This is a genomic window from Streptomyces sp. NBC_00005 (assembly GCF_045160215.1).
GTDB lineage: Bacteria > Actinomycetota > Actinomycetes > Streptomycetales > Streptomycetaceae > Streptomyces.
Genome location: NZ_CP108316.1, coordinates 4348336 through 4365974, shown reverse-complemented (window position 1 = coordinate 4365974; position 17639 = coordinate 4348336). Strand labels below are relative to the sequence as shown.

The following is a 17639-nucleotide window of genomic DNA, read 5'->3' as shown; positions in this document are numbered from 1 at the left end:
CATGGGTTGGGGAACCTCCGTCGCGCCCTGTCCCGGCGCGGCCTGCTGCGCGGCAGCGCGGTCGCCCGCGGGAGCCGCGCACCCAGAGAGCGTCTACAGCTTTCCCGTCGCCGACAGCTACGAGGGCCACGAGGACCGGGTCGACTCGGTGCCGACGTACTGCACCGGCGCCGGCGGCCAGGTCACCGAGAACGTCGACTGGTCGCGGGTGCGGTACACCGGCCACTCCTTCATCCGCGTCGACGTGAAGCCCGCGCACCCGCACGGGACCTCCACGCTGACCGTGCGGGCGCCGGCCGCGACCGGGGCGGAGGTGGACCGTTTCACCGTTAAGGCGGGCTGACCCCGTGAACGAGGGGCGCCCCTCTCCCGCGGGGGCGCCCCTCTCCCGCGGGGGCGCCCCTCGGCTCAGATGCCGGCCGCCGCCGACAGGTCCCGCTTGATCGCCGCGAGCAGGTCCTCCGCGTTCGCGTGGGCCGCGGGCAGGTCGGCGTGCGTGGCGACCGGGACCACGACCTCCAGATAGCACTTCAGCTTCGGCTCGGTGCCGCTCGGGCGGACGACGACCCGGGCGCCGTCGAGCGTGTAGCGCAGCCCGTCGGTGGGCGGCAGCTTCTCGGTTCCCTGGGTGAGGTCCTCGTCCCTGGTGATGGCCAGTCCCGCGAGCTCGGTCGGGGGCCGCCGGCGCAGCTGCTCCATGGCGCGGGCGATGACCGACAGGTCCTCCACCCGGACCGAGAGCTGATCGGTGGCGTGCAGCCCGTGCTCCACGGCGAGGTCGTCGAGGAGATCCGGCAGGGTCCGCCCCTGTTCCTTCAGCTCGGAGGCCAGCTCGGTGATGAGCAGGGCGGCGGTGATGCCGTCCTTGTCGCGTACGCCGTCGGGGTCCACGCAGTAGCCGAGGGCCTCCTCGTAGCCGTAGCGCAGGCCCTCGACGCGGGCGATCCACTTGAAGCCGGTGAGCGTCTCCTCGTAGGGCAGACCCGCCTTCTCGGCGATGCGGCCGAGGAGGGAGGACGAGACGATCGACTCCGCGAAGGTGCCCTGGGCGCCGCGCCCGACGAGGTGCGCGGCGAGCAGCGCGCCGACCTCGTCGCCGCGCAGCATGCGCCACTGTCCGCCGTCCCGCACGGCCACGGCGCAGCGGTCGGCGTCCGGGTCGTTCGCGATGATCAGGTCGGGGTCGGTCTCGCGGGCCTTCGCGAAGGCGAGGTCCATGGCGCCCGGCTCTTCCGGGTTGGGGAAGGCGACGGTGGGGAAGTCCGGGTCGGGCTCGGCCTGTTCGGCGACCAGGGCGGGTTCCGGGAACCCGGCGCGGGCGAACGCGGCGAGGAGGGTGTCCTTGCCGACGCCGTGCATCGCCGTGTACACGGTGCGGGCGGTGCGCGGGGAACCGGCGGCGAGCACGGCGTCCGTGCGCGCGAGGTAGGCGTCGAGGACGGAGTCGTCGAGGCCGTCCCAGCCGCCCTCCGGGCGGGGAACGTCGTTCAGCGAGGCGATCGCGTCGATCTCGGCGGCGATCTCCGCGTCGGCGGGCGGCACGATCTGCGAACCGTCGCCCAGGTAGACCTTGTAGCCGTTGTCGCGGGGCGGGTTGTGGCTGGCGGTGACCTCCACGCCGGCGACCGCGCCGAGGTGCCTTATGGCGAACGCCAGGACCGGGGTGGGCAGCGGCCGGGGAAGGACGGCGGCCCTCAGCCCCGCGCCCGTCATCACGGCCGCCGTGTCGCGGGCGAAGTCGGCGGACTTGTGGCGGGCGTCGTAGCCGATGACGACGAGACCGCCGGCCCGGCCGTTCTTCGTGAGGTACGCCGCGAGACCGGCGGCGGCACGGATGACGACCGAACGGTTCATGCGCATGGGCCCGGCACCGAGCTCACCGCGCAGGCCCGCCGTGCCGAACTGGAGGGTGCCGCCGAAGCGTTCGCCGAGCTCCGCGACGTCGCCGGCCTCGATGAGCTTGGCGAGCTCGTCGCGGGTTTCCGGGTCGGGGTCCTCGGCGAGCCAGGTCCTGGCCCGGGCGATGAGATCGTCGTGCACCGTCGGTCAACCTCTCCTTGTGTTCTGTGGTTCCCGGACTGTGTGTTCTCAGCGCCGGTCGGCAGCCCCCGGCAACGGCGCTCAGATCCGCTCGAGCACCTGCGCCAGCAGAGAGCCCATCTGCGTCGCGCTGTCGCGCCCCGCCTGCAGAACCTCCTCGTGGTTCAGCGGCTCACCCGTCATCCCCGCGGCGAGGTTCGTCACCAGGGAGATACCCAGCACCTCCGCACCTGCCTCACGCGCCGCGATGGCTTCCAGCACCGTCGACATGCCCACCAGGTCCGCGCCGATGACACGGGCCATCCGGATCTCGGCCGGCGTCTCGTAGTGCGGGCCGGGGAACTGCGCGTAGACGCCCTCCTCCAGGGTGGAGTCGATCTCCTTGCACAGGGCGCGCAGGCGCGGGGAGTACAGGTCGGTGAGGTCGACGAAGTTCGCGCCCACGATCGGCGAGGTCGCCGTCAGGTTGATGTGGTCGCTGATCAGCACCGGCTGCCCGGGGCGCATGCCCTCGCGCAGACCGCCGCAGCCGTTGGTGAGGACGATGGTCTTGCAGCCGGCGGCGACGGCGGTACGGACGCCGTGCGCGACGGCGGCGACGCCGCGGCCCTCGTAGTAGTGCGTACGGCCCAGAAAGACCAGCGCCCGCTTCTCGCCGATCGTGTACGAGCGGACCTTGCCGCCGTGCCCCTCCACCGCCGGCGGCGGGAAGCCGGGCAGCTCGGTGACCTGGAACTCTGCGTCGGGGGCGCCGAGGGCGTCGACGGCCGGTGCCCAGCCGGAGCCCATCACGAGGGCGACGTCGTGGGTCTCGGCGCCGGTCAGTTCGCGCAGGCGCGAGGCGGCGGCGTCGGCGGCGACCCGTGGATCGTTCGGGGTGGCGCCCTGGATGTCGTCCGGAAGAAGAGATGCGTTCACGCGGTCGAGAGTAGCCGGTCAGGGCCTACGCGCGTAGATGACAGAGCTCACGGGTTGGCGATCGTTGTCTTGTCGTTTCCAACGAAGAATGTGACGGGGGGTGTTTCCGTGCCCTCTGTGAGTCCGCTGTGTGCCCTTCCGGGTCAGCAGGGGCGTTTGCGCAGTTCCATCACATAGTCGTGCGGCGCCCCCGCGGACTCGGCGGCGTCGGCGACCTCGCCCAGGTAGCGCGCCGACGGCAGGCCGCCCTCGTAACCGTCGAGGACGTACAGCCAGGCCGACTCCTCGCCCTCCAGGGTGTGCACCCGCACCCGCATCCGCCGGTAGACGCCGAGGCCGACGCCCTCCCAGCGGTCCATGGACTCCTCGTCCGGCGGCGCGATGTCGTACAGCGCGACGAAGACCTGCGACAAGGGGTCCTCGACGATCGTCGCCAGCGCGCCCTCCCAGCCCATGTGCTCGCCCCCGAACGTCAGCCGCCACCCGTTCAGCCAGCCGGTGGCGCGCATCGGCGAGTGCGGGGCGCGGCGGGTCATCAGCCGCGCGTCGAGGTTGCCGGCGTACGCGGCGTAGAGCGACATGCGTCGAGAGTACGGCAGCCGACACACAGGCCCCGGCGGTATCCGGAGCCCCTTGCCCACCCATTGACCCGCCCCCCGGCAGGAGCACCTCGTCAGGTGCGGGACAATGGGGTACGTGACTCGGATCGTGATCATCGGTGGCGGACCCGGCGGATACGAGGCGGCCCTGGTGGCCGCCCAGCTCGGCGCGGAGGTGACCGTCGTCGACTGCGACGGTCTGGGCGGAGCGTCGGTGCTGACCGACTGCGTGCCGTCGAAGACTCTTATCGCTACGGCCGAGGTGATGACCACCTTCGACTCGTCGTACGAAGAGCTCGGCATCATCGTCGCCGACGACACCCCGCCGCTGGAGGAGGCGGCCCGGGTGGTCGGCGTGGACCTGGGCAAGGTGAACCGGCGTGTGAAGCGGCTCGCCCTCGCCCAGTCGCACGACATCACCGCCTCCGTCACCCGGGCCGGCGCCCGGGTCATGCGCGGCCGCGCACGCCTGGAGGGCATGCAGGGCCTCGACGGCTCCCGCAAGGTCGTCGTCAGGACCGCCGACGGCACCGAGGAGACCCTCGTCGCCGACGCCGTCCTGATCGCGACCGGCGGCCACCCGCGCGAGGTGCCCGACGCCCAGCCCGACGGCGAGCGCATCCTCAACTGGACGCAGGTGTACGACCTGACCGAGCTCCCCGAGGAGCTCATCGTGGTCGGTTCCGGCGTCACCGGTGCCGAGTTCGCCGGTGCCTACCAGGCCCTCGGTTCGAAGGTCACCCTGGTCTCCTCCCGCGACCGGGTGCTGCCCGGCGAGGACCCGGACGCCGCCGCCGTCCTGGAGGACGTCTTCCGCCGCCGCGGCATGAACGTCATGGCACGCTCCCGCGCCGCCGCCGCCAAGCGGGTCGGCGACCGCGTCGAGGTCACCCTCTCCGACGGCCGCGTCATCACCGGCTCCCACTGCCTCATGGCGGTCGGCGCCATCCCGAACAGCGCGGGCCTGGGACTGGAGGAGGCCGGTGTCAGGGTGCGCGAGTCGGGTCACATCTGGACCGACAAGGTCTCGCGGACGACCGCCCCGGGCGTCTACGCCGCCGGTGACGTGACGGGCGTCTTCGCCCTCGCCTCCGTGGCCGCCATGCAGGGACGCATCGCCATGTACCACTTCCTCGGCGACGCGGTGGCCCCCCTGAACCTCAAGACGGTCTCCTCCAACGTCTTCACCGACCCGGAGATCGCCACCGTCGGCTACACGCAGGCCGACGTCGACGGCGGCAAGATCGACGCCCGCGTCGTGAAGCTGCCGCTGCTCCGCAACCCGCGCGCGAAGATGCAGGGCATCCGCGACGGCTTCGTGAAGCTGTTCTGCCGTCCCGGCACCGGCATCGTGGTCGGCGGTGTGGTCGTCTCGCCGCGCGCTTCGGAACTGATCCATCCGATCTCGATCGCTGTCGACAACAATCTGACGGTCGAACAGATCGCGAACGCATTCACCGTTTATCCGTCCCTTTCGGGGTCGATCGCGGAGGTCGCGCGGCAACTCCACACGCGTAAGGCCGGTGGCGAAGTCTGACGGCCGAAACCGACTCCTCGCTGGTCACGGGGAGTTGTCGAGCATGCGTACGGCATAGGCGGGGCGAGTAGGCCCTATACCACTTCCCGCCCTTGTGTGCGAACAACTTCTGTTATTCGGCGCAAACTGCTGAAAGCAGACGGTCGTTGGGGTTACTGTCAGTTTCGTGTTCGCTGCAGAACGTCGCCAATTGATCCTCGAAATGGTGCGAGCGAACGGGGCCGTGTCGCTCCGTGAGCTCGCCCGCGTCGTCCAGACCTCCGAAGTGACCGTACGGCGGGACGTGCGCGCACTGGAGGCAGAAGGACTCCTCGACCGCCGGCATGGCGGTGCGGTACTGCCGGGCGGGTTCACGCGGGAGTCCGGCTTTCCGCAGAAATCACATCTCGCGACCGCCGAGAAGACGGCCATTGCCGATCTCGCCGCCAACTTCGTCGAAGAGGGCGAGGCCATCGTGGTCGGGGCGGGAACCACCACACAGGAGCTGGCCCGCCGGCTCGCCCGGGTGCCCGGGCTGACCGTCGTCACCAACTCCCTGTTGGTGGCCCAGGCGTTGGCCCATGCCAACCGCGTGGAGGTCGTGATGACCGGCGGCACCCTGCGCGGCTCCAACTACGCCCTGGTGGGCTCCGGCGCCGAGCAGTCCCTGCAGGGATTGCGGGTCTCACGGGCCTTCCTCTCCGGGAGCGGGCTCACCGCCGAGCGCGGGCTCTCCACGTCCAACATGCTTTCGGCGTCGGTCGACCGGGCGCTCGTGCAGGCCGCCGCCGAGGTCGTCGTGCTCGCCGATCACACCAAGCTCGGTACGGACACGATGTTCCAGACCGTGCCCACGGATGTGATCACCCGTCTCGTGACGGACGAGCCGCCGCCCCATGACGACCGCGCCGGCACCGAGTTGCAGGCTCTCGCCGACCAAGGTGTGCAGATCGCCGTGGCCGGGGCGGCGGGGAACTCGGGCGGTGATTCCGTCCCCCCGCGTCAGCCGCGCCGGGACGTGGCCCTGCCGGGTCCGAGGCGCGGTCAGGTCCCCGGCGCGGGGGCCTCCGGCCTTCGGGCGGCGACGGTTCTCGGTGAGGCTGCCTCCGGCGGTGAGCGGGCCGAGCGGGCTCGGGTCGCGGATCTGCGTCGGCGGTAGGGTCGCCCATTCGCCGTAGGGGCTTGGGCTGTTGTGCGGCTGCGAGTGTGTTGTGGCTTGTCGCGCACACGCGGCGGAGCCGCATATCGATACACCCCCGCGCCCCTATGGGGGCGACTGTACTTCAGGCGGGTGTCAAGCCCCGCAAGGTGAGGGTCAGTAGGCGGTCTGCCAGGTCTGGGTCCGTGGGGGACTCCTCCGCTGCCAGTGCGATGGCGTGCGTCAGTTGCAAGAGGTCGCCGATCGCCACGTCCGGTCGTACCGTTCCCGCTTGTTGTGCGCGCAGCAACAGTGCGTTGCCCGCCTCCCGGATGGGGGCGCTGCACCGGGACAGGGCAGAGGTGTTGTCGGACGTGACGGACATCAGGGCGCGTGCGAGACCCCGGTACTCGCCGGCGTGCGTGACGATCTCGCGCAGCCAGGTCACCAGTGCCGTACACGGCTCGGGGGCGTCGAGGAGTTCGTGGGAGCGGTCCAGCAGGTCGCCCACCGCGTCCTCGAAGACAGCGCTCAACAGGGCGTGCCGGTTGGGGAAATGGCGGTACAGGGTGCCGATGCCGACGCCCGCGCGCCGGGCCACGTCCTCCAGGGACGCGTCCGTGCCGTGCGCGGCGAAGGCGGAGCGGGCCTCGGCCAGCAGCCGCTCGTAGTTGCGGCGGGCGTCGGCACGCATGGCGCGCGGGGTCGCGGGCGTCGGCGTCGTGTCGCCGTTCGCCGCCGTCTCCGCCGACGTCGTGCCCACCATGCCTCCCACCTGCCCTCGCGCGCTCCCGTCTGCCTCCAGCATGCCATCGAGGATGCGCGAGCGGGCCTCCGGTCCGTGCGCAGACCGTACGTCGTCTCGGGCGGGAGCGGCGCCGCTTCGGACCGCCATCCCGGGGGAGGGAGACGGGGGGCGGGGGAAAACGAGGCGCCCGGCGGACTGACTGCTTCAGTCCGCCGGGCGCCTCGTGATGTCGTACGTCAGTCCTTGATTTCGCAGATGGCTGCGCCGGAGGTGAGGGAGGCGCCGACTTCGGCGGACAGGCCCTTGATGGTGCCGGAGCGGTGCGCGTTGAGCGGCTGTTCCATCTTCATGGCCTCGAGGACGACGATGAGGTCGCCTTCCTTGACCTCCTGGCCCTCCTCGACGGCGACCTTGACGATGGTGCCCTGCATCGGGGAGGCGAGGGTGTCGCCGGAGGCGGCCGGGCCGGACTTCTTGGTGGCGCGTCGTTTGGGGCGGGCGCCGGCGGCCAGGCCGGTGCGGGCCAGGGACATGCCCAGCGAGGAGGGCAGGGAGACCTCCAGGCGTTTGCCGCCGACCTCGACGACGACCGTCTCGCGGCCCTCTTCCTCGTCCGTCTCCGCATCCGTGGGGGCGGCGAAGGGCTTGATGTCGTTGACGAACTCGGTCTCGATCCACCGGGTGTGGACCGTGAACGCCTCGGCGGAGCCGGCCAGTTCGGGGGCGAAGGCCGGGTCGGTGACCACCTTGCGGTGGAAGGGGATGGCGGTGGCCATGCCCTCGACCTGGAACTCGGCCAGGGCGCGGGCGGCCCGCTGCAACGCCTGGGCGCGGGTGGCGCCGGTGACGATCAGCTTGGCCAGCAGCGAGTCCCAGGCCGGGCCGATCACGGAGCCGGACTCGACGCCGGCGTCCAGGCGGACGCCCGGGCCCGACGGCGGGTTGAAGACGGTCACCGTGCCGGGGGCCGGGAGGAAGCCTCGGCCGGGGTCTTCGCCGTTGATGCGGAACTCGAGGGAGTGGCCGCGCAGTTCGGGATCGCCGTAGCCGAGGTGCTCGCCGTCGGCGATGCGGAACATCTCGCGGACCAGGTCGATGCCGGCGACTTCCTCGGTGACCGGGTGTTCCACCTGGAGGCGGGTGTTGACCTCCAGGAAGGAGATCGTGCCGTCCGTGCCGACCAGGAACTCCACCGTGCCGGCGCCGACATAGCCCGCCTCGCGCAGGATCGCCTTCGACGAGGAGTACAGCTCCGCGACCTGCGCCTCGGACAGGAACGGGGCGGGGGCCTCCTCGACGAGCTTTTGGTGGCGGCGCTGCAGCGAGCAGTCACGGGTGGAGACGACGACCACGTTGCCATGGGTGTCGGCCAGGCACTGGGTCTCCACGTGGCGGGGCTTGTCGAGGTAGCGCTCCACGAAGCACTCGCCGCGGCCGAACGCGGCGACCGCCTCGCGCACCGCCGACTCGTACAGTTCCGGCACTTCTTCGAGGGTGCGGGCGACCTTGAGGCCGCGGCCGCCGCCGCCGAAGGCGGCCTTGATGGCGATGGGCAGGCCGTGCTGCTCGGCGAAGGCGATGACCTCCTCCGCGCCGGAGACCGGGTCGGGGGTGCCCGCGACGAGGGGGGCGCCGGCGCGCTGGGCGATGTGGCGGGCGGCGACCTTGTCGCCGAGGTCGCGGATGGCCTGCGGCGGCGGGCCGATCCAGATCAGACCCGCGTCCAGGACCGCCTGGGCGAACTCGGCGTTCTCGGACAGGAAGCCGTAGCCGGGATGGATCGCGTCCGCCCCCGACTCACGCGCCGCGTTGAGGACCTTGCCGATGTCCAGGTAGCTGCTCGCCGGGGTGTCACCGCCCAGGGCGAACGCCTCATCCGCGGCGCGGACATGCAGAGCGTCCCGGTCCGGTTCCGCGTAGACGGCCACGCTCGCGATCCCCGCGTCCCGACAGGCCCGGGCCACACGGACAGCGATTTCGCCACGGTTGGCGATGAGCACCTTGCGCACGATTGAGGCTCCCTCCTTGAAACAAGCCGAGTTTAGGGACTGGCTACACGGCACTACGACCCGTCCCCACTGGTGAGCTTGCCCACACGGAGCGTGATACGAGGCTCGCTCGACCCGCGAAATCCCTTGTCGCACCTCGGTACGCAGGACTCCTCCCGAAAACCCTAGCTCTCCCATGTGGTCAAGGTCTCTGTGAGAGCGTGCTGCGGGCCACTCGGTTTCTTTGTGGAGTCCCTACGAATGGCCCAACGAATCTTTGCCGCCCGCAGAACACTTGTCCCGGGGTTTACCCGTTAGTAGCGTTCACGGTGTATCGAACGTACTTGAGGTAACAGCAGCCTTGGCCGTCCCGCTCGGGGGCCAGTCGAAAGTGGGTGGGACCGGTGATACGCAGACCGGTGGCGTGGGTCGTGGCGGTCGTGCTCTTCGTCGAGGCGTTCGGCATCGCGGCACTGAACTGGTTCCTGGGGATCGTCGTCGACCGGCAGGACATGTCCCTGGCCGGCCTCGACTCCGACATGATGGCGACGTCGTCGAAGATCGGCGGAATAGTCTTCGGCCTCTACTACGCCCTGTGCGGCCTGGTGGCGCTTCTCGTGGCCATCCGCAACCGGCCGCCGGCCGGCTTCGGGCGCATCCTGCTGATCAGCGCGGCCGTCGTGCACGGGCTGTTGGGGGCGTTCGTGTGGGGGCTGGTGGGCTGGCCCGCGTTCCTGTTCATGGTGATCGTGCTCGCACTGATCGTGCTGCTCCTGATGACCTACGACAGCCCGGCCGAACCGAGCGACGCCCCGCCCGCGCAGGCACCGGGTCCCGAGGGCGGGAAGGGCGACGGGGGCCCCTCGCCCGTCACTTCTCCGCCGGCGCCCACAACTCCGTGATGCCGACGCCCAGCTGAGCGAGCAGCCGGCGAACGAGGGGCAGGCTGATGCCGATCACGTTGCCGTGGTCGCCGTCGATGCCCTCGATGAACGGCGCGCTACGGCCGTCGAGCGTGAACGCCCCCGCGACGTGGAGGGGTTCGCCCGAGGCGACGTAGGCGGCGATCTCCTCGTCGGTGGGCTCGCCGAAGCGGACGACGGTGGAGGCGGTGGCGGAGGTGTACCGGCCGGTGGCGGTGTCGTAGACGCAGTGGCCGGTCTGGAGCGTCCCGGCCCGTCCGCGCATCGCCTTCCACCTGGCCGTCGCCTCCTCGGCGTCGGCGGGCTTGCCGAGCGCCTCGCCGTCCAGGTCGAGGACCGAGTCGCAGCCGATCACCAGGGCGCCCTTGAGCTCGGGCTTCGCGGCTACGACGGATGCCTTCGCCTCGGCCAGCGCGAGGGCGAGGTCGGCGGGGGTGGGCGCGGTGACGGCGTCCTCGTCGACCCCGCTGACGATGACCTCGGGCGTGAGGCCGGCCTGCCGCAGCAGGTTCAGGCGGGCGGGGGACTGGGAGGCGAGCACGAGGCGGCGGCGGGGCGCTTCTGTCATGCGGCCAGCGTATCGGCGGGCCCGCCGGCGTTCACCTCAGCCCGATCACGATCATGGCCAGCACCATGGCCAGGGCCATGAGGAGGCCGAGCCGCCGCAACATGTCCTGCATGTCCCGCAGTTCCTTGGGCGGCTCGTTCTCGGGGTCGGACCACAGCATGCTTCCAGCGTGCGGCGGAAGGCTCGAGCAGCGCCTGAGTACGCGTACTCAACTTGCTGGGAGCACGGTCGCGCGAGCGTGCTCCCAGTAAGCACATCAGCCCGGCCAGTAGGTGCGGCTCCATGCCGTCGGCCCCGCCTGCGGCAGGCGGTGGCCCGCGATGCGGGCCGGGTCGGACCAGGAGTCCCTGTCTCGCTTCGCGCCCGGCGGGACGGACGCTGCCGCGGCGGCGCGGGCGCGGACCACCGCCAGGGCGGCGGCGAGTTCCTCCGGGGTCGGGTTGCCCCGTACGACCTTGATCGTCATGGCGGCTCCTAGAGGGGGATGTTGCCGTGCTTCTTGGGGGGCAGCGACTCGCGCTTGGTGCGGAGCTGGCGCAGGCCGCGGACGACGTGGCGGCGGGTGTCGGACGGCATGATCACGGAGTCGATGTAGCCGCGTTCGGCTGCGATGTAGGGGTTGAGGAGGGCGTCCTCGTACTCCTGGATGAGGCGGGCGCGGGTGGCGTCCAGGTCGCCGTTGGTCTGGGCCTCGGCGATGGTGCGGCGGTGCAGGATGTTGACCGCGCCCTGGGCGCCCATGACGGCGATCTGGGCGGTCGGCCAGGCGAGGTTGAGGTCGGCGCCCAGGTGTTTGGAGCCCATGACGTCGTAGGCGCCGCCGAAGGCCTTGCGGGTGATGACGGTGATGAGGGGGACGGTGGCCTCGGCGTAGGCGTAGATGAGTTTGGCGCCGCGGCGGATGATGCCGTCGTGTTCCTGGTCGACGCCGGGCAGGAAGCCGGGCACGTCGACGAAGGTGATGACCGGGATGTTGAAGGCGTCGCAGGTGCGCACGAAGCGGGCGGCCTTCTCGGAGGCGGTGATGTCCAGGCAGCCGGCGAACTGCATCGGCTGGTTGGCGACGATGCCGACGGGGTGGCCCTCGACGCGGCCGAAGCCGGTGAGGATGTTCGGCGCGAACAGTGCCTGCGTCTCGAAGAACTCGGCGTCGTCCAGGATGTGTTCGATCACCGTGTGCATGTCGTAGGGCTGGTTGGCGCTGTCCGGGACGAGGGTGTCCAGCTCGAGGTCCTCGGCGGTGACGGCGAGGTCGGCCTCTTCGGGGAAGACCGGGGCCTCGGAGAGGTTGTTGGACGGCAGGTAGGACAGGAGTTGCTTGACGTACTCGATGGCGTCCTTCTCGTCGCCGGCCATGTGATGGGCCACGCCCGAGACGGAGTTGTGGGTGCGGGCGCCGCCCAGTTCCTCGAAGCCGACGTCCTCGCCGGTGACGGTCTTGATGACGTCGGGGCCGGTGATGAACATGTGCGAGGTCTGGTCGACCATGACGGTGAAGTCGGTGATGGCGGGGGAGTAGACCGCGCCGCCCGCGCAGGGGCCGACGACCAGGGAGATCTGCGGGATGACGCCGGAGGCGTGGGTGTTGCGGCGGAAGATCTCGCCGTAGGCGCCCAGGGAGGCGACGCCTTCCTGGATGCGGGCGCCGCCGGAGTCGTTGATGCCGATGACCGGGCAGCCGGTCTTCAGCGCGAAGTCCATGACCTTGACGATCTTCTGGCCGTAGACCTCGCCCAGCGCGCCGCCGAAGACGGTGAAGTCCTGGGAGAACACGGCGATGGGGCGGCCGTCGACGGTGCCGTATCCGGTGACGACGCCGTCGCCGTAGGGGCGGTTGGTGTCCAGGCCGAAGTTGGTGGAGCGGTGGCGGGCGAACTCGTCGAGCTCGGCGAAGGAGCCCTCGTCGAGGAGGAGCTCGATGCGCTCACGGGCCGTCAACTTGCCCTTGGCGTGCTGCTTTTCGACGGCGCGTGCGGAGCCGGCGTGCGTCGCCTCGTCAATACGACGCTGAAGATCCGCGAGCTTGCCCGCGGTGGTGTGAATGTCGATCGCTTCCGGCTCGGACATCGGGATCGCGGCTCCCTGCCTGCTCAAAAGGGGGGACGGTTACTCATCCGTAGAGTAGTGGGGGCCTTACCAATCGGCAGTGCGGCGTTTCACACACCTAGGGTGGCTTGCATGACGCCGCGAGATGCCTCAGACGACAACCGTTGGTCCGATCTGGACCGGCCTCCCCTCAACGTCACCGCGCTGCGGCGCGGGCTCGTGCAGGAGGGCGGGCTGTGGCGCGAGGTGGAGGTGGTGCAGAGCACCGGCTCCACCAACTCCGACCTGGTCGCCCTGGCGGGCGCCGGCAAGGCGGCCGAGGGCACGGTCCTGGTCGCCGAGGAGCAGACCTCCGGGCGCGGCCGCCTGGACCGCCAGTGGACCGCACCGGCCCGCTCGGGCCTCTTCTTCTCCGTCCTGCTGAAGCCGGGCGAGGTGCCGGTCGCCCGCTGGGGCTGGCTGCCGCTGCTCACCGGGGTCGCCGTGGCGACGGGCCTGTCCCGCTCGGCGGGCGTGGACACGGCACTCAAGTGGCCCAACGACCTGCTCGTTTCCATCGGCGGCGAGGAACGCAAGGCCGGCGGGATCCTCGCCGAGCGGGCCGGGGACGACGCAGTGGTCGTCGGCGTCGGCATCAACGTCACGCTGCGCGAGAACGAGCTGCCGGTTCCCCAGGCGGGTTCGCTGGCGCTGGCCGGGGCGGTCAGCACGGACCGCGATCCCCTGCTGAGGGCGATGCTGCGGTCCCTGGAGGAGTGGTACGGACGCTGGCGCGACGCCGGGGGCGATCCGGCGGCCTGCGGTCTGCAGGAGACGTATGCGGCGGGCTGCGCGACGCTGGGACGGGTCGTTCGGGCCGAGCTGCCCGGGGACCGCTCGATCACCGGGGAGGCGGTGGCGGTCGACGGGGACGGGAGGCTCGTGATCGCCACGGAGGCAGGGGTGCAGGAGCCTGTGGGGGCGGGCGACATCGTGCACCTGCGGCCCGCTTAGCCGAGAGTGGGTGTACGGCTGCCTGCAGCTGGGCGCGCCTGACGGGAGTGAGCTAACGCACACCTGCCGTACAGTTGAGGCCGGTCGATACCTGACCGTGGCAGATCGGAAGGGCAGCAGGCGTGACCGTCGACGACACGGGCTCCGGCGCGGACGCGGACGGCCGGGTGGACCCCCATGCCGCCGAGTCCGGCGAGGACCCGCTCGCCCTGCGCCTGGAGCATCTGATCCTCGGCGCCGAGCGGCGCTACACCCCCTTCCAGGCGGCCCGCAGCGCGGGCGTCTCCGTGGAGCTGGCCACCCGCTTCTGGCGGGCGATGGGCTTCGCCGACATCGGGCAGGCCAAGGCGCTCACCGAGGCCGACGTGCTGGCGCTGCGCCGCCTGTCCGGCCTCGTCGAGGCGGGGCTGCTGAGCGAGGCGATGGCGGTGCAGGTGGCCCGGTCCACCGGGCAGACCACGGCCCGGCTCGCCGAGTGGCAGATCGACTCGTTCCTGGAGGGCCTGACCGAGCCGCCCGAGCCGGGGATGACGCGCACCGAGGTGACGTACCCGATCGTCGAGCTGCTGCTGCCCGAGCTGGAGGAGTTCCTCGTCTACGTCTGGCGGCGCCAGCTCGCCGCCTCGGCCGGGCGGGTCGTGCAGGCCGCCGACGACGAGGAGATGGTCGACCGGCGCCTCGCCGTCGGCTTCGCGGACCTCGTCGGCTTCACCCGGCTCACCCGCCGCATGGAGGAGGAGGAGCTCGGCGAACTCGTCGAGGCCTTCGAGACCACCGCCGCCGACCTGGTCGCCGCGCACGGCGGCCGGCTGGTCAAGACGCTGGGCGACGAGGTGCTGTACGCGGCCGACGACGCCGGGATCGCCGCCGAGATCGCGCTGCGCCTCATCGAGACGATGGCGAACGACGAGACGATGCCCGAACTGCGCGTCGGCATCGCCTTCGGCACGGTCACCACGCGCATGGGCGACGTCTTCGGAACGACGGTGAACCTCGCCTCCCGGCTGACGTCGATAGCCCCACGCGACGCCGTCCTCGTCGACAGCGACTTCGCCCAGGAGCTGATCCGCACCGGCGAGGCGCCGGCCTCCGAGGCGGAGGCGGCCGAGGCCGCCGCCACCGCGGAGAAGGAGGGCGAGGAGCCCCCGACGTACCGTTTCGCACTCCAGCCGATGTGGCAGCGCCCGGTCCGCGGGCTCGGTGTGGTCGAGCCGTGGCTGCTGAACCGCCGGAGCGAGCCCTCGTAGGCGGTCCTCAGCCGCCGAGCGGGCCCACGCACAGACCGATGACCGGCACACACAGGCCGGGCTCGTCCGGCCGCGGGGTGGGCGGGGGCGTGGACCGGCCGGGTGCCGGGGTCGGCCGTGGCACGGGGGCCGTCGTCGCGGGTGGCCGCGGTGGGAGCGTGGGCGCCGGGCTGTTCGGCGCCTCCGGGATGGTCGTGGCGACGGCGGTCGGCGACGCTGCCGTGGTCGTGGTCGGCAGGGGTACGAGGGTGGAAGGCGCCGTCGGTGTCGCGCTCACGCCGCCCATCACGGACGTCGCCGACGGACTCACCCGGGGTACGGCCTCGACCGTGGCGACGGCGTTGCTCGACCGGTCGGTCCCGGCACCCGGATCCTGCCGGGGATCGGCCTCCGCGGTCCCGACCCCGCCGACCCCGGACTCGGGAGTCATCCGTACGAGGCTCAGCACACCGGCGGCCAGCGCCAGCCCGCCGGCGGCGTACAGAACCCTGCGGGGGCGGGGCCTGCGGTGCCGACCGCGCCTCACCGATGTCTCCGCCATAGCGATCCCTCCCCGTTGCGCTCGCGCCCCCTGTGCGCCGTGGCGGACGCACGTTATGTGCTCCCGTGGGCGGTGGAGCGGGAGTTGGGCGGGATGTCACCCGAACGGGGACAGCGGGAGAAAACCCTGCGATGATCGGGCCGAAGGCAGTTAACCCGCGTTAACCGGAGGGTGTCATGGGCGACGAGCGGTTCGGCGAGTTCGTGGTGGTGCGGCGGCACGGCGACGGGGACGTCGGGCATGTCGCGGAGCTCGTCCTCGACCGGCCCAAGGCCATGAATGCCGTCTCCAGCGAGATGGCCCGGTCGATCGCCGGAGCGTGTGCCGCGCTGGGCGCCGACCGTGACGTGAGGGTCGTCGTGGTGACGTCCACGCACGAGCGGGCGTTCTGCGTCGGGGCCGACCTCAAGGAGCGGAACTCCTTCACCGACGCCGATCTGGTCCGGCAGCGCCCGGTCGCGCGGGCCGCCTACACCGGGGTCCTGGAGCTGCCCGTGCCGACGATCGCCGCGCTGCACGGGTTCGCGCTCGGCGGGGGCTTCGAGCTGGCGCTGTCCTGCGACCTGATCGTGGCCGACCGCACGGCCGTGGTGGGGCTGCCGGAGGTGTCCGTGGGCGTCATCCCGGGCGGTGGCGGTACGCAGCTGCTGCCGCGGCGGGTGGGCGCCGCGCGGGCCGCCGAGCTCATCTTCACGGCGCGGCGCCTGGAGGCCGCCGAGGCGCGGGAGTTGGGGCTCGTGGACGAGCTGGTGGAGGAGGGCCGGGACCGGGAGGAGGCCTTGGCCCTGGCGTCCCGCATCGCGGCGAACTCGCCGGTCGGCCTGCGGGCCGCCAAGCGCGCGCTGCGCCTCGGTCACGGGCTCGACCTGCGGGCCGGCCTGGAGGTCGAGGACGCGGCATGGCGGTCGGTGGCGTTCTCGGGGGACCGGGCGGAGGGTGTGGCGGCGTTCAGCGAGAAGCGGAAGCCCCAGTGGCCGGGGGAGTAGCTCCTGAGTGCCGGTCGGCGGCAGTCGGCCCGTCGTGGGGGTCGGTCACCCCACCGCCGTATCAATAGAACGAATCACCCAAAACCTCCCTAACCTGGAGTGATGGGTGAGGACAAGCGGCTCGCGGCCGTCGTCGCGCTGGCGCAGGGCATGGCGGCGGCCCACGGCTCGCGCGAGGCATGGCGTTCCGCGGCGGCCGGGGCCTGTCGGGCGCTCGGCGGCAGCTTCGCCGCGCTCTCGGTGTGGGAGCGGGAGCTCGGCCGGCTGCGGGTCCTCGTGAACGTGGGGGAGCGGGCCGAGGGGGAGGACGAGTTCCCGGAGTACGAGTCGTACCCGGTGCACCAGTTCCCCGAGATCACCGAGTTCCTGCACGAGCGCTGGGCCGGGGGTGGCGAGCCCGACGCCTGGGTCGAGACGGCACAGGGGCCCGCGGCGGGCGGCCGCCCCGGCTACGTCCACCAGCGCGTCGCCGCCCTCCGCCGCCGGGGGCGCGGCTCCTGTGTCGTCGCCCCGATCGTGCTGAACGGGAGGGCGTGGGGCGAGCTCTACGTCGCCCGGCCCGCCGGTGACCCCGTCTTCGACCGGGCCGACGCCGACTTCGCCACCGTCCTGGCCGCCGTCGTGGCCGCCGGGATCGCCCAGGCCGAGCGGCTGGAGGAGGCGAGACGGCTCGCCTACACCGACGCCCTCACCGGGCTCGCCAACCGCCGTGCCGTCGACGTGCGGCTCGACGAGGCCGTCGAGCGGCACCGCGCCGACGGCGTCGTGGTCAGCCTCGTCGTCTGCGACCTCAACGGGCTCAAGCGCGTCAACGACACCCAGGGGCACGCCGTCGGCGACCGCCTCCTGGAGCGCTTCGGCTCGGTCCTGTCCCTGTGCGGCGCCATGCTGCCCGGCGCGCTCGCCGCCCGCCTCGGCGGTGACGAGTTCTGCCTGCTCGCGGTCGGGCCGTCCGCCGACGAGGTCGTCAAGGCGGCCGACGAACTGTGCCGCCGCGCCGCCGAGTTGGAGCTCGGGGACGGGGTCGCCTGCGGGGTGGCGTCCACGGAGGATGCGATCGGGCCGGTGCGGTCCGCTCGGCGGTTGTTCCGGCTGGCCGACGCGGCGCAGTACAGGGCGAAGGCGCTCCGCGCGGGCAGGCCGGTGGTGGCCGGGCGGGAAGGGCCCGACGATCCGGTCGTGCGGTTGGCCGACGCGGAGCCCTCCGGGGAGGGGGCCGGTGAGCGTCGGCGGTTCCGTGGGCGGCAGCCGTGAAGGCACCCAGCGGTCGTGCGGCCTCGCTGAGGGGTGCCGCCCTCAGACCCCCGCTCATGGCCTGAACGGCCTCGTCCTGTGGCGTGACCGACGTGTAAGGGGTGTAACCCCCACCCACTAGTGACATCTTCGTC

Annotated in this window: 18 protein-coding genes; 8 read left to right on the top strand and 10 right to left on the bottom strand. The window is 71.8% G+C overall.

Annotated elements, in window-relative coordinates; translation table 11 throughout:
* Position 1: 1 nt before the first annotated feature.
* Complete coding sequence (locus tag OG303_RS19970; RefSeq protein ID WP_405869763.1) at positions 2-343, top strand: hypothetical protein; 342 nt, start codon at positions 2-4, stop codon at positions 341-343.
* A gap of 65 nt (positions 344-408) precedes the next feature.
* Here OG303_RS19970 and OG303_RS19965 read toward each other — a convergent pair whose 3' ends face one another.
* The 3 genes from OG303_RS19965 to OG303_RS19955 all read right to left on the bottom strand — a co-directional run bounded on the left by OG303_RS19965 (position 409) and on the right by OG303_RS19955 (position 3539).
* On the bottom strand, positions 409-2040 hold the full coding sequence (locus OG303_RS19965) for a phospho-sugar mutase (RefSeq protein ID WP_405869762.1): 1632 nt from the start codon (positions 2038-2040) through the stop codon (positions 409-411).
* 81 nt (positions 2041-2121) lie between these two features.
* Positions 2122-2958 (bottom strand): purine-nucleoside phosphorylase, encoded by an 837-nt coding sequence (locus OG303_RS19960; protein WP_405869761.1) that lies wholly within the window; start codon positions 2956-2958, stop codon positions 2122-2124.
* Positions 2959-3101: 143 nt separating this feature from the next.
* Complete coding sequence (locus OG303_RS19955) at positions 3102-3539, bottom strand: gamma-glutamylcyclotransferase (RefSeq protein ID WP_405869760.1); 438 nt, start codon at positions 3537-3539, stop codon at positions 3102-3104.
* 106 nt (positions 3540-3645) lie between these two features.
* On the opposite strand from OG303_RS19955, the gene OG303_RS19950 reads away from it, so the two are divergent.
* Positions 3646-5094 (top strand): NAD(P)H-quinone dehydrogenase, encoded by a 1449-nt coding sequence (locus tag OG303_RS19950; RefSeq protein ID WP_405869759.1) that lies wholly within the window; start codon positions 3646-3648, stop codon positions 5092-5094.
* Positions 5095-5260: 166 nt separating this feature from the next.
* Positions 5261-6232 carry a DeoR/GlpR family DNA-binding transcription regulator gene (locus OG303_RS19945; RefSeq protein WP_405869758.1) on the top strand — a complete coding sequence of 324 codons (972 nt, stop codon included), beginning with the start codon at positions 5261-5263 and terminating at the stop codon, positions 6230-6232.
* A gap of 124 nt (positions 6233-6356) precedes the next feature.
* Here the strand turns inward: OG303_RS19945 and OG303_RS19940 are convergent, their stop codons facing one another.
* Both OG303_RS19940 and OG303_RS19935 read right to left on the bottom strand, forming a co-directional pair.
* On the bottom strand, positions 6357-6905 hold the full coding sequence (locus OG303_RS19940) for a TetR/AcrR family transcriptional regulator (protein WP_405877376.1): 549 nt from the start codon (positions 6903-6905) through the stop codon (positions 6357-6359).
* A 290-nt stretch (positions 6906-7195) separates the two neighbouring features.
* Entirely contained in the window at positions 7196-8968 is a 1773-nt protein-coding gene (locus OG303_RS19935) for an acetyl/propionyl/methylcrotonyl-CoA carboxylase subunit alpha (RefSeq protein WP_405869757.1), read from the bottom strand.
* Between the two features lie 383 nt (positions 8969-9351).
* Here OG303_RS19935 and OG303_RS19930 point away from each other — a divergent pair, with 383 nt between their 5' ends.
* The gene (locus OG303_RS19930) at positions 9352-9849 is read left to right on the top strand and encodes a hypothetical protein (protein ID WP_405869756.1); all 498 of its coding nucleotides are present in this window, start codon (positions 9352-9354) and stop codon (positions 9847-9849) included.
* Here OG303_RS19930 and OG303_RS19925 read toward each other — a convergent pair.
* From OG303_RS19925 to OG303_RS19910, 4 genes are all read right to left on the bottom strand, one after another.
* Positions 9818-10438, bottom strand: a complete 621-nt coding sequence (locus tag OG303_RS19925; RefSeq protein ID WP_405869755.1) for a Maf family protein — start codon at positions 10436-10438, stop codon at positions 9818-9820. The genes OG303_RS19930 and OG303_RS19925 overlap by 32 nt on opposite strands.
* A 31-nt stretch (positions 10439-10469) precedes the next feature.
* Positions 10470-10598 carry a morphogenic membrane protein MmpB gene (gene mmpB / locus OG303_RS19920; protein ID WP_351351856.1) on the bottom strand — a complete coding sequence of 43 codons (129 nt, stop codon included), beginning with the start codon at positions 10596-10598 and terminating at the stop codon, positions 10470-10472.
* A gap of 96 nt (positions 10599-10694) precedes the next feature.
* Positions 10695-10904, bottom strand: a complete 210-nt coding sequence (locus OG303_RS19915) for an acyl-CoA carboxylase epsilon subunit (RefSeq protein ID WP_405869754.1) — start codon at positions 10902-10904, stop codon at positions 10695-10697.
* A gap of 8 nt (positions 10905-10912) precedes the next feature.
* Positions 10913-12505 (bottom strand): acyl-CoA carboxylase subunit beta, encoded by a 1593-nt coding sequence (locus tag OG303_RS19910; RefSeq protein ID WP_405869753.1) that lies wholly within the window; start codon positions 12503-12505, stop codon positions 10913-10915.
* Between the two features lie 111 nt (positions 12506-12616).
* Here OG303_RS19910 and OG303_RS19905 point away from each other — a divergent pair, with 111 nt between their 5' ends.
* On the top strand, positions 12617-13477 hold the full coding sequence (locus tag OG303_RS19905; RefSeq protein ID WP_405869752.1) for a biotin--[acetyl-CoA-carboxylase] ligase: 861 nt from the start codon (positions 12617-12619) through the stop codon (positions 13475-13477).
* Positions 13478-13599: 122 nt separating this feature from the next.
* Positions 13600-14724 (top strand): adenylate/guanylate cyclase domain-containing protein, encoded by a 1125-nt coding sequence (locus tag OG303_RS19900; RefSeq protein ID WP_405869751.1) that lies wholly within the window; start codon positions 13600-13602, stop codon positions 14722-14724.
* A 7-nt stretch (positions 14725-14731) separates the two neighbouring features.
* Here the strand turns inward: OG303_RS19900 and OG303_RS19895 are convergent, their stop codons facing one another.
* Complete coding sequence (locus tag OG303_RS19895) at positions 14732-15265, bottom strand: hypothetical protein (RefSeq protein WP_405869750.1); 534 nt, start codon at positions 15263-15265, stop codon at positions 14732-14734.
* Between the two features lie 176 nt (positions 15266-15441).
* Between OG303_RS19895 and OG303_RS19890 the strand changes: the two genes are divergently transcribed.
* Both OG303_RS19890 and OG303_RS19885 read left to right on the top strand, forming a co-directional pair.
* Positions 15442-16251, top strand: coding sequence for an enoyl-CoA hydratase/isomerase family protein (locus OG303_RS19890; RefSeq protein ID WP_405869749.1), 810 nt, complete (start codon positions 15442-15444; stop codon positions 16249-16251).
* A gap of 102 nt (positions 16252-16353) precedes the next feature.
* Positions 16354-17505, top strand: coding sequence for a diguanylate cyclase domain-containing protein (locus OG303_RS19885; RefSeq protein ID WP_405869748.1), 1152 nt, complete (start codon positions 16354-16356; stop codon positions 17503-17505).
* Positions 17506-17639: the final 134 nt, after the last annotated feature.